Annotated in this window: 21 protein-coding genes; 11 read left to right on the forward strand and 10 right to left on the reverse strand. The window is 38.5% G+C overall.

Annotation, left to right across the window (positions count from 1 at the left end):
- Window positions 1-5: 5 nt before the first annotated feature.
- The 3 genes from LY11_RS24260 to LY11_RS24270 all read right to left on the reverse strand — a co-directional run bounded on the left by LY11_RS24260 (window position 6) and on the right by LY11_RS24270 (window position 5,387).
- Window positions 6-1,631 carry a PAS domain-containing sensor histidine kinase gene (locus LY11_RS24260; RefSeq protein ID WP_111636192.1) on the reverse strand — a complete coding sequence of 542 codons (1,626 nt, stop codon included), beginning with the start codon at window positions 1,629-1,631 and terminating at the stop codon, window positions 6-8.
- Entirely contained in the window at window positions 1,624-4,536 is a 2,913-nt protein-coding gene (locus LY11_RS24265) for a CheR family methyltransferase (protein ID WP_111636193.1), read from the reverse strand. Before LY11_RS24265 ends, LY11_RS24260 begins: the two co-directional genes overlap by 8 nt.
- 182 nt (window positions 4,537-4,718) lie before the next feature.
- Entirely contained in the window at window positions 4,719-5,387 is a 669-nt protein-coding gene (locus LY11_RS24270; RefSeq protein WP_111636194.1) for a glycosyltransferase family protein, read from the reverse strand.
- A gap of 230 nt (window positions 5,388-5,617) precedes the next feature.
- Between LY11_RS24270 and LY11_RS24275 the strand changes: the two genes are divergently transcribed.
- Window positions 5,618-6,199, forward strand: coding sequence for a YceI family protein (locus LY11_RS24275; protein ID WP_111636195.1), 582 nt, complete (start codon window positions 5,618-5,620; stop codon window positions 6,197-6,199).
- Window positions 6,200-6,296: 97 nt separating this feature from the next.
- Here LY11_RS24275 and LY11_RS24280 read toward each other — a convergent pair whose 3' ends face one another.
- Window positions 6,297-8,339, reverse strand: a complete 2,043-nt coding sequence (locus LY11_RS24280) for a M13 family metallopeptidase (protein WP_211321649.1) — start codon at window positions 8,337-8,339, stop codon at window positions 6,297-6,299.
- 171 nt (window positions 8,340-8,510) lie between these two features.
- On the opposite strand from LY11_RS24280, the gene LY11_RS24285 reads away from it, so the two are divergent.
- Together LY11_RS24285 and LY11_RS24290 are read left to right on the forward strand one after the other, a co-directional pair.
- On the forward strand, window positions 8,511-9,788 hold the full coding sequence (locus LY11_RS24285; RefSeq protein ID WP_111636196.1) for a nucleotide sugar dehydrogenase: 1,278 nt from the start codon (window positions 8,511-8,513) through the stop codon (window positions 9,786-9,788).
- Entirely contained in the window at window positions 9,775-10,779 is a 1,005-nt protein-coding gene (locus LY11_RS24290) for an SDR family oxidoreductase (RefSeq protein ID WP_111636197.1), read from the forward strand. Before LY11_RS24285 ends, LY11_RS24290 begins: the two co-directional genes overlap by 14 nt.
- Window position 10,780: 1 nt before the next feature.
- Here LY11_RS24290 and LY11_RS24295 read toward each other — a convergent pair whose 3' ends face one another.
- Window positions 10,781-11,506, reverse strand: a complete 726-nt coding sequence (locus LY11_RS24295; RefSeq protein ID WP_111636198.1) for a hypothetical protein — start codon at window positions 11,504-11,506, stop codon at window positions 10,781-10,783.
- A 570-nt stretch (window positions 11,507-12,076) separates the two neighbouring features.
- Between LY11_RS24295 and LY11_RS24300 the strand changes: the two genes are divergently transcribed.
- A complete protein-coding gene (locus LY11_RS24300) occupies window positions 12,077-12,433 on the forward strand; it encodes a hypothetical protein (RefSeq protein ID WP_111636199.1) in 357 nt (118 codons plus the stop codon).
- An 8-nt stretch (window positions 12,434-12,441) separates the two neighbouring features.
- On the opposite strand, the gene LY11_RS24305 is transcribed toward LY11_RS24300, so the two are convergent.
- Entirely contained in the window at window positions 12,442-12,957 is a 516-nt protein-coding gene (locus LY11_RS24305) for a DUF892 family protein (protein WP_111636200.1), read from the reverse strand.
- A 128-nt stretch (window positions 12,958-13,085) separates the two neighbouring features.
- On the opposite strand from LY11_RS24305, the gene LY11_RS24310 reads away from it, so the two are divergent.
- On the forward strand, window positions 13,086-13,337 hold the full coding sequence (locus LY11_RS24310; RefSeq protein ID WP_111636201.1) for a hypothetical protein: 252 nt from the start codon (window positions 13,086-13,088) through the stop codon (window positions 13,335-13,337).
- Between the two features lie 83 nt (window positions 13,338-13,420).
- Here LY11_RS24310 and LY11_RS24315 read toward each other — a convergent pair whose 3' ends face one another.
- Window positions 13,421-14,110 carry an SOS response-associated peptidase gene (locus LY11_RS24315; protein ID WP_111636202.1) on the reverse strand — a complete coding sequence of 230 codons (690 nt, stop codon included), beginning with the start codon at window positions 14,108-14,110 and terminating at the stop codon, window positions 13,421-13,423.
- 17 nt (window positions 14,111-14,127) lie between these two features.
- Here LY11_RS24315 and LY11_RS24320 point away from each other — a divergent pair, with 17 nt between their 5' ends.
- Window positions 14,128-14,355, forward strand: coding sequence for a hypothetical protein (locus tag LY11_RS24320; RefSeq protein WP_111636203.1), 228 nt, complete (start codon window positions 14,128-14,130; stop codon window positions 14,353-14,355).
- A 7-nt stretch (window positions 14,356-14,362) separates the two neighbouring features.
- On the opposite strand, the gene LY11_RS24325 is transcribed toward LY11_RS24320, so the two are convergent.
- Window positions 14,363-15,028 (reverse strand): HAD family hydrolase, encoded by a 666-nt coding sequence (locus tag LY11_RS24325; protein ID WP_111636204.1) that lies wholly within the window; start codon window positions 15,026-15,028, stop codon window positions 14,363-14,365.
- A gap of 8 nt (window positions 15,029-15,036) precedes the next feature.
- Window positions 15,037-16,362 (reverse strand): alpha/beta fold hydrolase, encoded by a 1,326-nt coding sequence (locus LY11_RS24330; protein WP_111636205.1) that lies wholly within the window; start codon window positions 16,360-16,362, stop codon window positions 15,037-15,039.
- A 147-nt stretch (window positions 16,363-16,509) separates the two neighbouring features.
- Here LY11_RS24330 and dapB point away from each other — a divergent pair, with 147 nt between their 5' ends.
- The 5 genes from dapB to LY11_RS24355 all read left to right on the forward strand — a co-directional run bounded on the left by dapB (window position 16,510) and on the right by LY11_RS24355 (window position 19,775).
- Entirely contained in the window at window positions 16,510-17,331 is an 822-nt protein-coding gene (gene dapB / locus LY11_RS24335) for a 4-hydroxy-tetrahydrodipicolinate reductase (RefSeq protein ID WP_111636206.1), read from the forward strand.
- Window positions 17,332-17,346: 15 nt separating this feature from the next.
- Window positions 17,347-18,165 carry a class D beta-lactamase gene (gene blaOXA, locus LY11_RS24340; RefSeq protein WP_111636207.1) on the forward strand — a complete coding sequence of 273 codons (819 nt, stop codon included), beginning with the start codon at window positions 17,347-17,349 and terminating at the stop codon, window positions 18,163-18,165.
- Between the two features lie 111 nt (window positions 18,166-18,276).
- Window positions 18,277-19,131, forward strand: coding sequence for an SPFH domain-containing protein (locus LY11_RS24345; protein WP_111636208.1), 855 nt, complete (start codon window positions 18,277-18,279; stop codon window positions 19,129-19,131).
- Window positions 19,132-19,133: 2 nt separating this feature from the next.
- Entirely contained in the window at window positions 19,134-19,316 is a 183-nt protein-coding gene (locus LY11_RS24350; RefSeq protein ID WP_111636209.1) for an Arc family DNA binding domain-containing protein, read from the forward strand.
- Window positions 19,317-19,331: 15 nt separating this feature from the next.
- On the forward strand, window positions 19,332-19,775 hold the full coding sequence (locus LY11_RS24355; RefSeq protein WP_111636210.1) for a DinB family protein: 444 nt from the start codon (window positions 19,332-19,334) through the stop codon (window positions 19,773-19,775).
- Between the two features lie 173 nt (window positions 19,776-19,948).
- On the opposite strand, the gene LY11_RS24360 is transcribed toward LY11_RS24355, so the two are convergent.
- A partial coding sequence (locus tag LY11_RS24360) for an ATP-binding protein (RefSeq protein WP_170132768.1) occupies window positions 19,949-20,185 on the reverse strand: 237 nt, incomplete at its 5' end.

Raw genomic sequence — 20,185 nt, forward strand, 5'->3', positions numbered from 1 at the left:
GCATATTACACTGAAAGCTCAGCTGTGTTATCAAATGTAATCGTAACTACCATACCTTGTTTGGAATTATGAAATTTAACCTGCCCGTTTAACAGATATACTCTGTTTTTAATTCCGCTTAAACCTGACCCGATATGACCAGCCTGTTCTGCACAGTGGTTAAAACCTATACCATTGTCTGCAACACTAATAGAAACCCGGTTAAAATGTAAACGGACCTTAATCTCTGCTTTAGTTGCTTTTGCATGTTTGATACAGTTATTGATCAGTTCCTGTATCATCCTGAAAATATAAAGCTGCACATCTTTGGAAAGAAAATCTGCTGCACTATCAATATAAGTATCAATTTGAAAATGGTCTGTACTGGTACGCTGCGCCATTTCTTTAATTCCTGCAACAAAGCCAAAATCTTTAAGTACAGTGGGTGTGAGTTCGTAAGAAATTTGTCTCGTCTCTTTAATTACCTGATCCAGTAAGGCATTTACATTCTTAAATTCGCCTTTCAGGTAATTTTTCCTTTCTACACTTTCCAGATTTAACTTAATTCCATAAAGCAGCTGACAAACGCTGTCATGCAGCGCACTGCTGATGATATTCCGCTCTTTTTCCTGTGCAGTGAGTGTTGCGGAAAGAATCAGCTTTTGCTGATCATTTTTCAACAATTCCGCTTCGCGCTCTAATCTCTTCCTTTCTGTAATGTCTGTTAATATACCAGCAAAATAGCTGGATTCTTCCTGCATTTTAATTTCATGCCCCTTGGCAGCAATATATTTGAAGTCGTCATCATCTGTGATGATCCTGAATTCCAGGTCTATATCTTTCACGCCATTTATAGTGCCCAGAAGCTGATCACTCACCTGTTGCTGATCATCGGGATGAACTAATGCAATCAACCCCGGAATCGTCCCGTTAAAGGCCCAGCTTTTAATGCCCATAATATTAAAGCTGTGCGGGTCCAGAAACACAGAACTGGTTTCACCGCATATAGTCCAGGTTCCGGTTGCAGAAGCCCTGAGTGTCATTTCCAGCCGTTCTTTAGTCTCTTTTAAAACGTGTTGAGCATTACGGCTTTCTGTAACATCAATCACAGTAATATAATATTTAATATCTGTAATAATGATGCTTGAAATTGCCCGTCCTTCCATGCGGGTATATATCACCTGATCACCGGGTAATTTCAGTTTAATTTCTGCGGTTTGTTTGGTGTCATTGTATTGCATCCTGTGAAGGAAATTATAAAAATCCTCCCAGGACTGAGGCGAAATAAAACTCTGAAATCTTTGATGAAGAATGGTTTGCCTGGCTATACTAAGCAGGTCTACACCGTTCTGGTTTGCTTCTTCAACAATACCCAGATAATCCAGGATAAAATAACCTACGGGTGCCAGGTCAAATAAGCCTACAAATTTAGCCCGCTCCCTGTCGAGCGTCAGATAAGAAGTTTTCAGTTCATCATTTTGCATTTCCAGCTCCAGCTGGTATACCTGAAGTTCATTGAGCAAAACATTAACATCGTCAAGGGTCAGACTTATCTTTGAAGAAAAATTCTCATTTTTATACTTCAGTTTTTCTGATAAACGGCCAATTAATAATGTATTATTTTCTCTCGCTGAACTTTGACTTCTATCCACTGTTTTGATTTCTAAAAGTTATTAATGATACTAAACCTATCCCCTCTTCAACCTTATTTACAGGCTGAGTTTTTACAAAAACATCTTTAAGCCCTGCTCCCTGAAAGGTATGCTGTATAAACACATCAGCAGGACCTGTTTGCAATAGCAAAGTGTCAAGCTTTTCAGTTTTCCATTTGTTGTGAACAATCTCCATGAAGGATTGTTCTGTAATTTCTTCTTCTTTGAAGTTAAATTGTTGTAAAAACAAATCATTAGCAGTCAGTACTTTTCTGTCTTTGTCCAGAATAACTGCTGCATCAGGTACCAGGTTAACAGTTCCTTTTACATAGGCCATTAACGACAACAGCCTGCTTTCCATTGCTTTAACAGGTGTAATTTTAGTAAAAGTAACGACTGCACCGCTAATAAAATTGTCCATAGTACGGTAAGGCATAATCCGCAGATTATACCATTCATCTTTCTTGGTGGTTACTTCCAGTTCTTTACCCGCAAGTTTTTCAATGACCTCTTTAATAGAATCTTCTAAAGAAGGATAGTCAAAATTAGAAACAATATGCGTAATAGATCTGCCAACATCACTCGGTATAACATTAAACAATTTAGTGACCTGTGGCGTAAAACGAACAATATTCAGCTGATTGTCTAGAAATATAGTCCCGATTTCAGTATTGTCCAGCAGGTTTTTCATATCATTATTCAGCTGGGTCAGTTCCTCTGCTTTATTCTGATACTGAAGGTTAATAGTCATCAGTTCTTCGTTTAAGGACTGCATTTCCTCTTTTGTAGTTAATGCCTCCTCATTGGTACTTTGAAGTTCTTCATTCGTACTTTGCAATTCTTCGTTTGCAGACTTCAGTTCTTCCATAGAGGTTTCCATTTGCTCAATGGTACTATGCAATTGCTGCTTGGTATAAATCAGCTCTTTTTCCAGCTCTTCGACCTCTCCTGCTTTGGCAGAACCTATATTTATTCCTTTTGAAGTTTTCCTCTTTTTAATTAAGCCCAGGTCATAAAAAGTAACCAGCAGTAAATCCTGTATAGGTATTTCTGTCATATAATCAATCTTAAAGGCTACCAGGTAAACCTGGTCACCGTCTTTGATTTTCAGATCAGAAACTTCTACTTTACTCTTTTGCTCCCATGCCTGATGAAGTGCATTACCTAAGGCGTATTTAAGTTCTTCTCTGGCCAGTCTATGGATATTAAATACAGCTTCTCCAGAATTAATCTGCATAAATTTTGCTGTTTTTCCATTGATGTACAGAATATCACCACGCTCGTTTAACAATAGAGAAGTAGGGGTAAAACTTTCCAATAATATTTTATGAAAAGTCTCTACCAAAGGGTTCTTTAAGTTTTTTGTAGGAAGATGCATTTTTACATTTTTATTGTGCTGACTGGCCACATGAAAAGGGAAATCAAGCATATTGCCTAATGATGCTCCTTCTTTACGCTGAAAAAGCTTCCATTTTGTATCCAGATTGGTAAAGCTGTCCTGAAAGGTTCCTACAGATTCTGCTGGCCCCAGAAATAACAATCCCTTAGGATTCAAAGAGTAATGAAAAACAGGAATAATCTTTTTCTGTAATTCTGTAGTCAGGTAAATCATGACGTTACGACAGCATAACAGGTCTAGACGGGTAAATGGAGCGTCTTTAATCAGGTTATGTTGTGCAAATACAATCATTTCACGCACCTCTTTTTTAACAATATAACCGTCGTTCACTTTAATAAAAAAGCGTTCCAGTCTTTCCGGAGACACTTCTGAAGAGATATTAGAGAAATAATTTCCTGAGCGGGCGTGGTCAATGGCATTGGGATCAAGGTCAGTCGCAAAGATTTGCAATCTTGGTCTTCGTTCTGATTTAACCTGTTCCAAAAATTCGATGAGTAATATGGCAATGGAATAAGCTTCCTCCCCTGTAGAACAGCCCGCTACCCAGATACGGATAGGATCATTTTCATCTTTAGTGATTAAATAGGGATATAGTTTTTCCTTCAGAATATCAAATGCCTGCTGATCTCTGAAAAACTTAGTCACTCCAATCAATAACTCATTGAACAACAACACTATTTCGTTTGTATTTTCCCGAAGGTAATTGATATATTCAATATAATCATGTAATTGATTGATCGCGATGCGCCTTTCAATTCTTCTGACAATAGTATTCTTTTTATAGAGGGTAAAGTCATGACCGGTATGTGATCTCAAAAGCATTAATATCTTTTGCAGATGTGTTTGGTTCGTATTATTCAGGTAAGCATCTTCAATAGCACCAGGTTCAGCCAATACTGGATGATTAAGATATTGAATCAATTTTTTCGGCATATCTTCCGGAGAAAGTATAAAATCTGCCATATTCGATTTGATAGCTGCATTAGGCATACTCGGATATTCTGCTGTAGCAGGATCCTGTACCATCGCCATTCCCAGTTTTTCCTTGATCATTCTGACCCCGGTTTCTCCATCAGCGCCCATACCAGAAAAGATAATGGAAACTGCATTCCCCCATTGGTCCTGGGCCAGGCTTTGCAGAAAATAATCAATAGACATATGGGCCCCTTTATAACGGGAAGCTTCCATTAATAAAAGCCGTCCGTTGTGTATACCCATATCTTTTCCTGGCGGGATCACGTAAATACAGTCAGGCTCAATCAACATACCATCTGTTGCCTCAGCAATAGGCATAGCAGACACTGGCTGCAGCATAGCGGCCACGTTAATATGATGCGAATTATCAAGGTGCATAATGATTACAAATGCCATCCCGCTTTTGACTGGCACGTGTAAAAAGAACTTTTCAAAGGCATGAAAAGATCCCGCTGATCCTCCTATACCTATAATAGGGAAAGAGGTATTAGTGTGTTCTGTTTTTTTGGATCTGGATGCTTGTAGGGTCATTATTTCAATTCATAGAGCTTATAAAGTTAAAATTAAGTTGGTAGTTTCTGGTTACAAAAATATTTTAAAAGATAAATAATTAAACAATCCCAACTAAATTAAGAGCTAAATCGTTATTATTATGAATATTGACATATAGAACAATTAAGGAATAAAGGGACTGATAACCTAAGAAAGTCCTGCTAAAAGATGTTGAATGCCTGACCTGTGTATGTTTTAGTTTTGAAGGATTTGAGCCTGCTCTTTTTCCCTGCCGATGCCTCTCTGATCAAACGGGACATGCCGGTAAAGGTGTCATTCCACGATAAGTTTTGAACAGTAGCCTTTAACGAACATGTAAAAGGGAATGGATGAACATGGGGATGAAACACCTTTTTGCTGGTCGTGAGCGTATAACCTTGTGTAAAGATAAGATCGGCCTTTTCTACTAATTTCTTCTCCAGCATCCCCATATCTTCAGGACAACGTCTGAACATAGAGACTTCATCCATGCAATCGTATACGGTTAATCCTGGTTTATATTTTTTGGTAAAGGATAATGCAGCAGCAGTATAATACCAGAATGTCCAATCTTCAAGATTAGCTTTTTCCAGAAACGCATCTATTAATTGCCTCATACACCTGATGATCTGGCTGGAAGTGAGCCCTGGTCTTAGATGCGGAACCATCTTCCATAAAGTTTCTGATCTGGTTCCAAAAGAAAAGTAAGGCTCCTCATTTGCATCAAAAACGGGGTTTTCAACGTAGTAAATATTGGTATCCTCAGCAAATCGCAATAACAATTGTTGAGGCCGCTGTAATAGAAAATCCCATCGAAGGTGTGAAAAGCAAAGTAAATTTTTCGGAGCCATATCTACAAATAATTTCGTATTATTTAGAGAGAGATTAATAACCTCAAATCTAACAGGATTATTCAATTAAACACCAGTATAAACACCCGAAAACATGTAGTCAACTACCTATTTTAAGACTGTAAGACCTTTAATCGTTTAATATTTTTTACTCCTGACATTTTTCTTACCATACATCAATACAACAACAATTTAATAATACCATATTTGTCGTATAAAAAATTACAGACATGAAAAAATTAGTTGTATTATTATTAGCGGCATCAGCTGCACTATTTGCTTTTAAACCTGTCGGGCCTAATACCTGGACTGCAGATAAAGCGCATTCAAAATTAGGATTCGTTGTTACTCACTTAATGATCACTGATGTTGAAGGTTCATTTAAGAACTTTGAATCAACAATTACAGCTTCAAAAGACGATTTCTCTGATGCAGTTGTGACTTTAAGTGCTGATATTAATTCAGTAAATACAGAAGATGAAAAAAGAGACGGACACTTGAAAACTGCTGATTTCTTTGATGCTGAGAAATTCCCTAAATTAACTTTCAAAAGTACTTCAGTTAAAAAATTAGCTGGTAACAAATTCAAAGTAAGCGGTTTATTATCATTACATGGTGTAACTAAACCAGTTACTTTAGATGCAACTTTAAGAGGTGTAACTACTAACCCAATGTCTAAAAAAGCTACTGCTGGTTTCAAAGTAACAGGAACAATCAAAAGAGCTGATTTCGCTTTAGGTTCAAAATATCCAAATGCAATGTTAAGCGATGAAATTACACTGAACGCAAATACTGAATTCGTTAAAAACTAATTTCAACCGGGTTTAGCCAACAGGCCGGATCTAACTAGAAAAAGCCGCTGTTTCCTGATGGAGCAGCGGCTTTTTGGTTTCTAAGCAATAAACCTGTTTACCATATTTTAACTCTTTTATCTGGTGCAAGGTATAAGGAGTCTCCAGGTTTTACATTAAATGCAGTATAAAACTCAGGAATGTTCCTTACAATTCCATTTACACGGAACCTGGCAGGAGAATGCGGGTCTGTACCTACTTGTTTTCTTAAAGCTTGTTCTCTTGATTTGTTTAACCAAACCTGTCCCCATCCAATAAAAACACGCTGATCGCCATTAAAGCCATCCAGAACCGGAGCAGTTTTGCCGTTCAAACTAGCATGGTAAGCTTTAAGGGCAATCGTTAATCCGCCAAGATCTCCGATATTCTCTCCTAAAGTAAATTCACCATTTACATTCAGATCACTCAATACTTTAAAGCCACTGTATTGTGCTACCAAAGCATTCGTTCTTTTCTTAAATTCACTTAAATCGTTCTTGGTCCACCAATCACGCATCACGCCGTCTCCGTCAAAAGTACTGCCCTGATCATCAAATCCATGACCAATTTCATGACCGATAACCGCGCCGATACCGCCATAGTTTACAGCATCCTCAGCGTTCATATCAAAAAATGGTGGCTGCAGAATAGCTGCCGGGAATACGATTTCATTCAGCGGCGGGTTATAATACGCATTTACTGTCTGAGGAGTCATCCCCCACTCTGTACGGTCAACCGGAGTTCCCAGTTTTTTCATCATCCTGTTGTATTCAAAGGCTGTAGAACGGGTAAGGTTTCCATAAAGGTCATTTTTAACGATTTTCAGGCTTGAATAATCTCTCCATTTATCAGGGTAACCGATTTTAGGGGTAAACTTACTGATCTTTTTAAGTGCCTCAACTTTAGTTTCAGGACTCATCCAGTCTAATTCCTTGATACTGGTTTCATAAGCTTTAAGCAGGTTACCAACCAAAACCAGCATACGCGCTTTAGCTTCAGGAGAGAAATGTTTCTCTACATATAATTTACCTACCATTTCTCCTAATGAGCTATTGACAATACCAACACCTCTGCGCCATTGCGGACGTTGTTTTGGCACCCCATTCAAGATCGTTCCGTTGAAGCTGAAATTCTCTTCATCAAGCGCGGAGTTTAAAGCAGTAGCACCACCTTTAACCAGGCTCCATTTCAGGTAAGTTTTCCAGATAGAAAGAGGTGTATCCTTAATAATCGCATTCAGGTCTTTGGTATAAGCGACCTGTGCAACGACAATACTGTCAGGATTTTTCACGCCTGCTTCAGTGAGCATACCCTTCCAGTCAAAATCAGGCATTAAGGTATTCAGCTGACTCACTGCGTATTTGTTATATAAACCAGCCATATTCCTGGTTTCTTCTTTCTTCATTTGTTTAGAAGCCATCAAAGTTTCCAAAGCCATAATCTCTGACGCTTTTGGTTTAGCTTCAGTAACTCCTGCAAGTGTCAGCATTTTCTCAATATGCGCCACATACTTAGTTCTGATCTCTTTAGATTTAGCGTTATCCGTGAAGTAATATTCTCTGTCCGGAAGGCCCAATCCACCTTGCCAGGTTAGCAGCATATAGTTTTTAGGATTTTTAAAATCTTCTGTAACAGCGACACTGAATGGTGCCATGTTTCCTATTTTATTTGCATAAGCAAAATAAGCTGCCAGTTCTTTTTGGTTTTTAATGCCATCAATCTTTTTGAAATCAGCAGCCAAAGGTTTTACCCCAACTGCGTCTCTTGCAGTCATATTCATATAGGAGCCATAAAGGTCACCTATTTTCTGTTCTTCAGAACCATCGGCAAATTTTCCGGATGCTGCCTTTTCTATAATTTCTTTGACATCTTCCTGAGCTTTATCGTTGATCAGGGAACTTACACTTGCAGCTGGTTTATCTGCAGGAATTTCAGTTTTTTTAATCCAGGTCCCATTCACATATTCCATGAAGTTATTTCCCGGACGAACTTGTTTATCCATATTTTCAAGGACAATTCCCGACTTAGGATCACCAGTGGAATGAAAGGAGTGAAATGCCGCCAAAGCCAGCAGGGAGCCAGCGATGAGGGGTACACCCAAAGAGAGTTTTAAATTATTCATCTGTTATCAGTTAGTTTAATCAAATCTACTAAGAAACCATTTCTTAATTTGCATCTAATTATAATTCTTTATGATCTGAGCTTTGACCGCTTTATTAATGCTTAAGATTCAGTTTTATTTCAATAAATTGCGCCCTGTTTGTTGAAAAACAAGCAAAATAGAAGATTATAGATGACAAGGATTGACAAAGACACACCTATAGCTGTTATTGGCCTGGGTTACGTTGGTTTACCGCTGGCAGTAGCTTTTGCCCGGTATTTCAAAGTGACAGGCTTCGATACTAAACAAAAACGCATAGAAGAACTCCATACAGGACACGACAGCACGCTGGAAATTACTGAGGACCAACTGCTTGCCATCAAGCCAAATTTAGCCTTCAGCAGTGATAGCAATGATTTGAAGGATGCCCGTATTTATATCATTACCGTACCTACTCCTATTGATAAGTTTAATCATCCTGATTTATCTGCTTTATATAAAGCAAGTGAGACGGTTGGCCGCTTTTTAAAAAAGGGAGATATAGTAATTTATGAGTCGACCGTTTATCCCGGGGTTACCGAAGATGAATGCGCGCCTGTACTGGAACGGATTTCGGGGCTTAAGTTCAATGTTGATTTCTATTGTGGTTATTCTCCCGAAAGGATTAATCCCGGAGATAAAGAACATACACTGACCCAGATTTTAAAAATTACTTCTGGTTCCTCGCCGGAAGCAGCTGACCGGGTAGATGAATTGTACCGTAAAATTATTACAGCGGGTACTTACAGGGCCCCGAGCATTAAAGTTGCGGAAGCAGCCAAAGTAATCGAAAATGCACAGCGCGATATTAATATTGCCTTTGTCAATGAACTGGCGAAGATATTTAACCTGATCGGCCTGAATACGCTCGACATATTGGAAGCCGCGGGTACTAAATGGAATTTTCTGAATTTCAAACCGGGTCTTGTAGGCGGGCATTGTATTGGTGTAGACCCTTATTACCTGGCCCAAAAGGCGCAGGAAGCTGGTTATCATCCGGAAATCATCCTGGCCGGCAGACGTTTGAATGATGGCATGGGACAATATATTGCCGATGAAGTCATTAAATTAATGGTCCGCAAACAAATACAGGTTACCGGCAGCGAAGTGCTGATCCTGGGTTTCACTTTCAAAGAGAATTGCCCGGATGTACGCAATACAAGAGTAATAGATATTGTTACCCGCTTAAAGGAATACCATGTGAATGTGTGTATTCTTGATCCCTGGGCAGATCCTGTACATGTTTACCAGGAGTACGGCATTACTTGTCAGAATGAAGCGATTACGGATCGCCAGTTTGATGCGGTAATTGCTGCGGTTGCCCATACTGAATTTGAAGAACTTGATGTCAGACAACTTTGTAAAGAAAATACTGTTGTATATGATATAAAAGGCATGTTACCTGCAGAACTTACTCATGGAAGACTTTAACAATCAACTCTATACTACCCCGTACCATCAACAGGATCTCAGTCAGTCAGCTTTCCTGATTACTGGCGGTGCTGGTTTTATTGGCTCAAATCTGGTGAAATATCTATTGAAATACGGTGCCGGAAAAGTCCGTGTGCTGGATAATTTATCAACCGGATTCTTGAAGAACCTGCAGGAGTTTGAATCGAATCCCGCTTTTGAATTTATAAAGGGTGATATTCGTGATCCTGCGACCTGTTTATCGGCCTGCGAAGGAATTGATTATGTTTCCCACCAAGCGGCACTGGGTTCTGTACCGCGCTCTATTCAAGACCCTATAACGACCAGCCAGGTGAATATAGAAGGCTTTTTAAACATGCTGATGGCAGTTAAAGAGCAAAAGGTGGGCAGAATGATTTATGCCGCTTCTTCTTCTACTTATGGGGACAGCAAGGAATTACCTAAAACAGAAGACCGTATCGGGGCCCCCCTTTCTCCTTATGCAGTCACTAAATTAGTCAACGAACTGTATGCGGACGTTTTTAGAAAAACTTATGAAACAGATAGTGTTGGTTTAAGATATTTTAATGTTTTCGGGCCAAATCAAGATCCCGAAGGTGCTTATGCCGCAGTGATTCCACTGTTGATGAAAGCCGTTTTAACTGGTACTGCACCTGTGATTAACGGGGATGGCAGCCAGACCAGGGATTTTACTTTTATTGAAAATGTAGTACAGGCGAACATCAAAGCGATGCTGTTTACTGGTGACATCCCACATGCCATTTACAATGTTGCCTACAGCGAGCGTATTTCCTTAAATCAGCTGTGGACGAGTATAAAGCGGCTCCATGGCACTGACCCCGGACAGACTTACGGTCCATCCAGGGCAGGAGATATTCATGATTCACTGGCCAATATAAACAGGATCAAAGAAGACCTGGGTTACGCTCCTTTATATGATGTACAAAAAGGTTTGGAGTATACCTTGAACTGGATGAGGGATAAATCATAATTTAATCCTCATAGTGCTCTGTTATCTTCCTGGTAATAATCTTTTCTACAGATCTCCAGTAAAATCTGGCCATCATATCTTCTACCCTGCGCATCACTTCGGGAAACTCATAACCACTGATAATGTAATTTTCCTTCGCAAATAGCCTGAATAAAAGTCTTTGTTTTCGTTCATTCAGTGCTTTGACTTTTACATCAGGCATATATTCTCTGTGCAAGGCATAGTTCTCCGCAAGATCGGTTGTGATTAATCCGGTTTCAGGGTCTTTATACAACAGAATTTCCCTGGAATTGGTGATTGCAGAAAAACAAAAGCGGCTGTATAAATGAGGATGCAGCCTAAAGTTATATTTATTTAAAAACCTGGTCACTTCGAGGACCAGTTCAAAGTTGCCATCAGGGAAATTATCAACAAACTCTTCTTTGAAACAGATAAACAGGTTTTCAGCTAACCGTTCACTGTTAAAAATAGCTATACAAATTGACAATGCTGCGGTATAAGAGGCATTTTGTCCGAGCTCTCCCCATTCAAAGCTGCAATCATAGAATGAACGAAGTGCAGTTGCCGTTTCCGGAAATACTTCTAAATGATTTACCCATAACCTCCTGGTAGTTTTAAGGGGTAAGGTAAGTTCATTGGAAACTGTTACTGTTCCTTTAATATGGAAAACCTTTTCTGGAAGATGGATGTCCCATTTCACTGTTTTAGATCCTGAATAATTATTCATAAGCGCGTTTTAATTAAGAAATAAAAAAGAATAGAAAAGGTATGGCGGCCAGCTTTACGCGTTGAACCAGGAGAAATTTACCAGCCGCACATACCATTTTCTTAATCAAGGTATTCGTGTTTATACGGAGCTACGGTTGCAAATAGACAAAATCTGAAAAAAGAACAGGGTCGGCTACTTGCCCGTTTAATGTAACAGAGGTTCTGGTAAACCTATATATTTTTTGCAAAATATACCCTACAATAAACTTAAGCAAGCAACCGACCCTATATTTATAGGCTCAGGCTGCTTGACTTATCTCGTAGGGTATTGTATGAAATTTACCAGATTTCTGTTACGAGGCTCGTCAAGCAGTCCTTCATATCAATGTGAAGAACTGCAAAATTATAAAATTGTATCAATCTATATTCTATCGCATAGTCTAATTTTAAATAAGTAAACAAATATGTAGATTAATTATACAGATTAAAGTACAATTCTACATTATATACACTAATATCTACATAATTGTAGAATTATACTAATAAAATGTAGAATATTCTTAAACATTATTGGTTTACCTTGTTTTTAGTGAAAAAGGAGCATATTAAGAACCATAAAGGTCAACTATTAGATAGCACTGTCCGTAATTCCGGAATGACTATAACGGCAGTAGCTAAAGCTGCCGGATATGACAGAAGCACCTTTTATAATCATATTAAAGAAGATAAATTACCCTATAAAATAATTTTAAGATACGGAAAAGCACTTAAACATGATTTCTCTGAGGAATACCCTGAGGAGAAAGCAGCTAAAGCAAGCGATGCTAAAGAAATTATCTCATTCGAAGACATGGAAAAGGAAAGAGACTACTGGCGTGATAAGTATCATGCTTTAGCAGATAGAGTACTTGATAAGCTTACGAAAGAAAACTTTGGTGATTTATAGTAAATCGATTATGCAGATTCACTTTGCGCTGCAGGATTGATAAAATCCACTGCAATTTTCGTCAGGTAAGCATCAGCGGCCTTCTCCTCATCCAGACATTCTTTCAGGATCATTTTAGCTTTAGGATAATCCAGTTCCGCGAGCAAGGAGATTAAGCTTCCATAACTTGCTATTTTATAATGCGCAATCAGCTGAACAGCATAAATTATTGCTGCGTCTCTCAATGCTGTTCCGGTTTCTACTGTTTTCACTATAGAAGCTGCCTTATCACTTAGAATTTCAATAATATTGCATTTACCTTCACCTGGTTGCTGATTCATCATATCAAATACCATGTCCAGCCGCTGAGTATGCAGGCCGGCCTCTTCCGATTGTGCGAGTAATGCGCGTTGCAGTTCTTCAGTAAATGCAGCTATAGATAGTGCAGCAGCACAATTAATCAGTTTCTTTTCCGCTATATACAGGTCTTGCAAACACTGAATAAAGAAATCCTGCAAGCCTTGCGCTCTGAGTTGATCTACCATAAGGCAATGATTTAATTTCTTTTAGGAATGATCCTATAAGGATTAACAAGATTAAAACAATCAGAACTCAGAAAAGTTTACGTAAATCACTTTTAGTTCCATAGCTTTGCAGAGATTTAAAATTCATTATGGCAGTATTACATAGAAAAGAAGAGAAAATAGAAGTTGTGCTAAGTAAGCTTCCAAAAGACTACACGGATGAGCAGTTTGTAGAAACTTTCATCCAGCTTTATTCAAAAGACTGGGGAAAGATCAAAGCAAATTACATCAAACAGTCACAGGATAAAGAACCTGGAACAATTATTACGATGCCTAAGCCAGAATTATACTTGAAAAGTGTTTTAACAGTTTACCTGGAAAACAACGCAAAAAAAGGTTAGAAAATATAGTATAGAAGTATAAACGTTTTCGTTTATACTTCTATCAACTGACTTTTATAATGATCAACCGACTTTTATAACTATCAATTGATCGCCTGCATCAGTTCCGGCCTGTTATTAATAACCCCTTTGACCATGGTTGCATTTACAGCTTTATCGACTCTGTAGCAATCCATCAACTCGTCCGGATAGGCTTTACATAAATTCAGCAAATCAGGAGTTCCCAGATCTTTACTCAGCCACAGGGCCTCTTCTTCCCTGCTTAATATAACCGGCATCCTGAATTTAGGGGCATGGACTTTACCAACGGTTTCATTAGCCTGAGTAGTCATAATAGTAAAAGAGCGGTAGACCTCTCCAGAAAACTGATCTTTCCATTGACTCCAAAGCCCTGCAAAAGCAAATAAATCTCTGTCTTTCAACACAAAACGGTAAGGCAGAGTTTCTCCGGTTTTTTTATCCCATTCATAAAAGCCATCTGCCAGCACCAAACAGGTTTTACGATGCGTAATCAGCGGGGCGAACGTTTTCTTACTCATGATTTCTTCACTACGGGCATTCAATGTAGAAAAATCAAGTTTCGTACTTTGAGCCCAGTATGGAACCAGTCCGAAGTGCATGAGCTGCGCAGTATCAGGTTCATCGGCAGTAATCACCAATCCTTTTTGTGTAGGCGCAAGGTTATAATTGGCTTTGTAATCAGCAGGAAATTTAACCTGATAACGGACTAATAATTCCTTTTGGGCTTTAGTAAGGGTATAGCGTGCGCACATTTTTATATCTTTGCTTAATGAGTTATAAAGTAACCAAGTTTGAAGTTAGTTTTGAAGGTAAACCCGTTCCCGTATCGGTACATTCAGTAACCGATGGTGAAGAAACAAATCATATTGTTTCTATCGATGACCATGAAAATTTCGAAATCAAAATGACTAAAGAAAACAAGTGGAAGGCTGATAATGGCACTGGAATCAATGAAGATCTCCTTGATTTAATTACAGCGCATTATCTGGCTCCTTAATCCAGGATCAGATCAGTTCATTTGCTGTAATATAAGCTCTGGCTTCTCTGAAATCTTTAAATATCCGGTCAGCACCCGCAAGCTTCTCATGACTTTCTTCATCGCCCTGAATAGCAAAACAAGTTAAATCAGCATTTTTAGCAGCCAGCAAACCGTTTACAGTATCTTCAAATACCAGGCATTCATTTTTAGGAAAACCAATTCTCTGAACAGCAAGATTATACGACTCAGGATCAGGTTTACTTTTCATTACATCACTCCTGGTCACTAACAGTTTAAAATATTTTCCAAGTCCATTTTTCCTGAACAATTCGTCTACATCAGGCCGCTTACTCGCTGTAACAAGCGCCATAGCGACACCTTTTGTTAAAAAGAATTCCATAGTCTCCTCTACATAAGGCATCAGTTCAATCGTACTCGTGATTAAGCGTTCATTAGTTAACTTCTCTTTTTTTGTAATCAATATCTCTAAAGGAGATGCTATCTCATATAATTCTTTTAACCTTTTAGCATTTCCCGGTAAAGGGATGCCTGCAAAGTTTTTAAGGAAATCAGAATATTCAAGCTGAACATCAGATTCTGCCAGTATTTCGTTCCATACCTGGTAATGAAAATGTTCTGAATCTACAAGTGTACCGTCTAAATCAAAAAGCAGTGCTTTAAATTTCGTCATCAATGTGGTTATTTTTTACTATTCAATTTTATCCAGGCCACAAGGTCATTTATTAATGTTTCAGATACGCTTGATGCCACAGCATATTGACGCGTGTCCCCTTTTTCTACCTGAGAACTCAATAAATGGTTCAAATCAGGATATAACTTCAAGGTTACATTCTTCTTTTTATTTAATGCAGCATCCCACAATTCATAATCACGGGTTGAAACCTGGAAATCGTTCCCTCCTTGTACAATTAGTATACGCTGTTTGTTTATTTTTTTTGCAGTCTCTACCTGATTATATTTATTCAGATCAATCCAGTAAGACACTGGCAAACCTAAAATTGCAGAGTCTGCTTTCATGTTGCCTAAAGCAACCAGCCTGGTTCTTTCCAGTTCTTTATTGAGCTCAGCAAACTTCAATTGTGTAGCCTTTGTAGTATCTTTTGCTGCAGCAAATACATCTTTCTCCTGTTCAACGATTACATCAGTAAAACTTCTTGCCGGGGCAGCAGCTAATATTAATCCGCTCAATTCAGGTGTCAGGGCAGCTATTTTTGGAGCTAACATCCCTCCAAGGCTATGTCCCATCAGGTAAATTTGTTTTTTATCAATATCAGGGACAGTCGCAGCCAAAGCTACAGCTGCAACCGCATCATCAGTAACTTCTTCTTTCACAGTAAAGGCACCTCCAAATTCACCACTATAAATCCTTGTTCTTTTTACATACCGTATACTGGCTATTCCTTTAGCGGCAAAACCAGCAGCAAGATCTTTGAAAGGCTTGTTTGGACCTACTGTTTCGTCCATATCCCCAGGCCCCGAACCATGCACAAGGACTACAATTGGAAAGTTTTTTGTATTTTTTGGTGTAGTTAATACCCCAACCAGGCTATGCCCGGGAGTCTTCACATAAATTTCTTTTTCTGTATATAAGGTGGTATCTGCATACGCAGGATTCAGGTATTTTGCTTCCGATTTAATGGGTGCAGGAGTAAAACCGATCATATTCCCGGCTTTATTATAAATAAGTCTGAAACTTTGTGTGGTATTGGCAAACTTCCCATCCACAATAACAATAAAAAAATCGCCATTAACTTTACTTTCAACACCGCTTGCCGATTCAAACTTCCCTAGTTTCTCATTAAAAACATCCCAAAGTTTCTGCAGATCTGCAGCAGAAATATTTGCCGAGACACCCGGATCGAAATACGCCTGTGCTTCAGTGAATTTCTTCTGGTTCATCAGCTCAAAAAAATCTGTTGAGCGGTTAAACAGTTTAATAATATCTTGTGAAAATGACAAGGTTGAGAACAGCAATGCAAAGATTAGCAGCGTAATTTTCTTCATGTAATTGATATGGCTTTAAAATCAAAGCTAACATATTTTTGACTTAAATATCACGCTCTTCGTGAAAAAATCAAGTAGCTTAGCGTAAGTTAATTTTCCCTATTAATTGATTTTATTACGTCCATTTATCATTTAAAATAAAAACATATGACGACAAAGAAAAAAATACGTGTATGTGTTGCAGGAGCTACTGGCTGGGCCGGATCGGAGCTTTGCAAAGGAATTGTTTTAACGGAAGATCTGGAATTGGTTTCAGCGGTTTCCCGTAAAAATGCAGGTAAGGCGCTGAATGATTTACTAAGCCTATCCCATACGCCAGACATTCCGGTTTTCGGAACTATAGAAGAGGCTTTAGCTATTCCCTGCGATGTTTTAGTAGATTATACAAAGCCAGCTATTGCGAAACACCAGGTAATTACTGCTCTTGCTCAGGGAGTGAACGTTGTGGTCGGTACCTCAGGACTTTCAGATTCAGATTATGAGGAGATCAGTAGTATTGCCGATCAAAATAAACGAGCTGTACTTGCAGTTGGAAATTTCGCAATCAGTGTTGTACTGTTAAACAAGTTCGCTGAAATGGCCGCGAAGTATATGCCGAACTGGGAAATTATTGATTATGCAAGTGATCGCAAAATTGATTCGCCAAGTGGAAGTACATTAGAGCTCGCAAACAAGTTATCAAAGGTCAGAGAAGCGCATAAAACCATTCCAATTGCTGATACCAAAGGGATTAAAGAAACAAGAGGGGCAAATATTAACGGAATGCAGGTACATTCGGTCAGGCTGCCTGGATTTGTGATTGCGCTGGAAACTATTTTTGGAATGGAAGATGAAAAACTAACTATCAAACATGAAGCCGGGGCCAGTGCAAAACCATACGTTCAGGGTGCTTTATTAGCCATCCGTAAAGTCGGTACTTTTACCGGTTTAAAAAGAGGTTTGGATAATGTAATGGACTTTAACGCTTAATTTTTCTTTATTAAAATGCACAAACACATATTGCTGCTGCTATTGGCAACATTTGGACTGGTTTCCTTTCAATCTGATCCTAAAAAAAATTCCGGGGATGACCTTAAGAAATTCTACGAAGAATACCATGTACAAGGTTCTTTTATCCTGTATGATCAGAAAAATGATAAATACACTTATTACAATCAAGAACAGAAAAATACCCCCTTTACCCCTGCATCAACATTTAAAATTTGCAATTCGCTGATTGCCCTGGAAACAGGTGCGGTTAAAGATGAAAATACAGTATCCAAATGGGACCAAAAGGAACGGCCTGTAGCCGCCTGGAATGCAGATACAGATATGAGAAATGCGTTTAAGAACTCAACAGTCTGGTTCTACCAGGAACTGGCTAAACGCGTAGGTGAAGAGAAAATGAAGTTCTGGCTGAAAAAAGCAAATTATGGCAATGGTGATATTGCCGGCGGGATAGATGGATTCTGGTTATGGGGAGGTTTGCGCATCACTCCTGCTCAGCAGATAGATTTTATTAAAGATTTACAGCAAAGTAAACTTTCCTTCTCCGCACGTTCAATGGATATAGTGAAAAACATTATGATCGTCAAAACCACAAAAGACTTTACGATCAGAGCTAAAACCGGAAATGGTAAGCAGGGAAATCTCTATGTTTCCTGGTATGTAGGTTACATCACCACAAATGATAATGTTTATTATTTTGCTAACTGTATACAGACCGAAGATAAAAAGGAAGATTTCAAGAAGGCCGGGGTTAATATTGCAATCAATGCACTGGACGATTTAAAAGTAATCAAAAAACAGGATTGGAATAATTAGCATAAACAACAAACTGATTTTGATATAAATAGCCATCAGAATATTTGGAATTATGGGAAGTTAATACTTAGATTTATAATATCATTTTAATATCATTTAAATACTATACATATGAAAGCAGAAAAGATTGTTACGCCCTTTAATGGTTACCTTGTTATCTTCCTTTTAGCGCTTACTGCGGGCTTACTGGCTTATGCGGTAAGTGACCAGCAAATTGTTCTGATTATCGCCTGTATCCCTATATTTATTATTCTGGCTAAAGGTTTAATCATTGTCAGCCCAAATAGTTCGAAAGTACTGCTGCTGTTTGGAAAGTATAAAGGAAGCATTAAACATAATGGAATGTTCTGGATTAATCCATTGTATACCAGGTTTTCTTATTCGCTGCGTGCCAGAAACTTTGAAAGTGAAAAAATCAAAGTAAATGATAAAATGGGAAACCCGATCCTGATCAGTGTAATCCTGGTCTGGAGAGTAAAAGATACTTTTAAAGTAGCTTTTGAAGTAGACAATTATACTACGTTTATCAAAATACAAACAGATTCAGCAGTCAGGAAACTTGCAGGCTCTTTTCCTTATGATCATTTCGAAGACGAAACAGCTACTATTACTTTAAGTACAAATTTTGATGATGTAAATATTGCGCTGGAAAAAGAATTAGCAGAAAGACTGGACATTGCAGGGATAGAAGTTATAGAATCAAGGATCGGCTACCTTGCTTATGCTCCTGAAATTGCACATTCTATGCTGAGAAGACAACAGGCTTCTGCTGTAGTTGCAGCACGCCATAAAATCGTGGAAGGCGCTGTTGGGATGGTTGAAAGTGCACTTAAACTCTTGGCTGACAAGAAAATAATTGAGTTTGATAATGACAGAAAAGCAACTATGGTCAGTAATTTAATGGTTGTCCTTTGTGGTGATAGCGAGACAAAACCCGTTATCAATACCGGGACATTAAATCAATAAATATGTCAGAAAAAAAATCATTTGCGTTAAGGATAGATTCAGAAACGATGAAGGCTATAGAGAAATGGGCTGCTGATGAATTTCGTAGCGTTAATGGTCAGATTGAGTGGATGCTGAATAATAGCCTTAAAAGCGCAAAAAGAATAAAAATAAAAGGGGCACAGAAAGATACCCCTGGAAATTAAAACAAGAAAATATATATGATCGTACAATCCATTCAAAGGCTCCAATATCTATGTAATACAATACCTCCGCTTTTGAATGAGATTGACGATCATATATTTTCCTTAAAGCCTGCTGCTGCTCAATGGAGTAAAAAAGAAATCATTGGTCATCTTATTGATAGTGCTGCGGCAAATCATCAGCGTTTTGTAAGGGCTCAGTTTGAAGACATTCCTAAAATCACCTATGATCAGAATAACTGCAATATCTTTAGTTATTACCAGCAGATTGATCGCGAGCAGGTCATTTCCTTCTGGACAGCCTACAATAAACAGATTTTAGCATTGATTAAATTGATACCAGAAGCAGCGTTACACAGAGAATGTCTTACCGGGGGCGAACAAAGCGTAACCCTAGCTTTCTTATTTGATGATTACGTGCAACATTTAGAGCATCATTTGAAACAGGTGGTTTCCTACTAAACTTAACAGGTACGCTCTTATTAATTTAACAGGTGGTATCCTATTAATTTAGAAGTGGATATTCCGAACAAAGTACACCAGTGTTCCACGGCAAAGTACACCACTTCTTTGAGCGGCATAAAATACACTAACTATGCATTATACCCACTAAACAAGAGTGGTATTTTTCAAACTTAATGATTTTTTTTATTTCGTAAAGATTTTCCCGTAAGGGCTATTCTGTGCGCAGAAGCTGACAGCCTGTCCATAATTGCGTCGGCCAATGTTGGTTCATCAATAAAAGCATACCATGTATCCACCGGAAGCTGTGAAGTAATGATTGTAGCCCCATTCCCGTATCTATCCTCCAGGATATCCAGCACGGCAATCCTGGCATCATTATTCAAAGCCTTCAATCCAAAGTCATCCAG

Source organism: Pedobacter cryoconitis, assembly GCF_003259615.1.
Lineage (GTDB): Bacteria > Bacteroidota > Bacteroidia > Sphingobacteriales > Sphingobacteriaceae > Pedobacter > Pedobacter cryoconitis.